This is a genomic window from Arcicella aurantiaca, assembly GCF_003148625.1.
Lineage (GTDB): Bacteria > Bacteroidota > Bacteroidia > Cytophagales > Spirosomataceae > Arcicella > Arcicella aurantiaca.
The window spans coordinates 1-1,206 of the sequence record NZ_QGGO01000070.1 but is presented as its reverse complement, the minus strand read 5'-3'; the positions used below and the strand labels follow the sequence as shown (position 1 = coordinate 1,206).

Annotated in this window: 1 protein-coding gene; it reads left to right on the top strand. The window is 41.2% G+C overall.

Annotated features, from left to right (window positions below):
* The coding region (locus LV89_RS24830) for an MBG domain-containing protein (RefSeq protein ID WP_170117769.1) at nucleotides 1–1,206 on the top strand (1,206 nt) is incomplete at both ends.

Genomic DNA, 1,206 nt, shown 5'->3' with positions numbered 1-1,206 from the left:
ACTTCTGGAAACTTCACAGGTTTACCAGCGGGTACTTACAATTATAGCATCACAGATGTTAATAACTGTACCCCAGCCACAGGTACTTTGGTCGTGGGAACACCAGCGGCAATCACAATAACTTCATCTTCAAACTCTCCACAATGCCAAACGGCAGGAGTAACAATAACTTTATCAGGAGCAGGTGGAACAATTGGTTCTGGTTATCAATACTCATTTGATGGTGGAGCTTATAGTGCTTCAAACACAAAAACTTATACAGTTGCAGGTACATTTACCATTCCTGTATCAGTTAAAGATGTAAATGGGTGTATTGCAAATGGAAGTATTACTTACACAGTTAATACCCCTCCAACCATAACAACAAACCCAACCAGCACAACTATTACTTATGGAGCAAATACAAGCTACACAGTAGCTGCAACAGGTTTTGAGGCATCTACTTATCAGTGGCAAGAAAATACTGGCTCGGGTTGGAGCAATATTACTAATGGTGGAGTTTATAGTGGAGCAACTACGGTTACTTTAACTTTAACAATACCAACATTCTCAATGAATACTTATCAATACAGATGCGTTGTAAGTAATTCTTGTGGTGCTTCTAATAGTAATCCTGCTACTTTGACGGTTAATAAAGCCACCCTCACAATAACCGCAAACCCCCGCAATAAATGCGAAGGCACAACAGCAACTTTTGCAGGAACTGAATTTACCTCATCAGGTTTAGTAAGTGGAGATGCTATCACCAGCGTAACCTTAACCAGTGCAGGTGCAGCATCAACGGCTACTAAGTCTCCTAATCCAAATTATCCAATTGTGGCAAGTGCAGCAGTAGGTACAGGATTAAGCAATTATAATATCACTTATAACCCTGGTACACTTACGATTACATCTCCAACACTTTTAATGGTACCAACGCCAGCCCCATGTAATGGAGATTTAGGGGGTGCAATTTTACAAGCAACAGGTGGTGGTGGAAGTCCTTATACTTTTACAAGCAACCCAACTACTAATGTAACAATTACGTCAGGAGGTATCATGACTGCCCCTGCGGGCGTATATGTAATCACGGTAACGGATGGTGCGGGTTGTACAAAGGCTGGAACTTTGACTATTTCTCAACCGACTCAAATAACGGGTAGCGGTGCTAAAAAATCATACAATGGCTCTGATTTAAGTTGTGCAACGGCTACTGATGGAGAAATA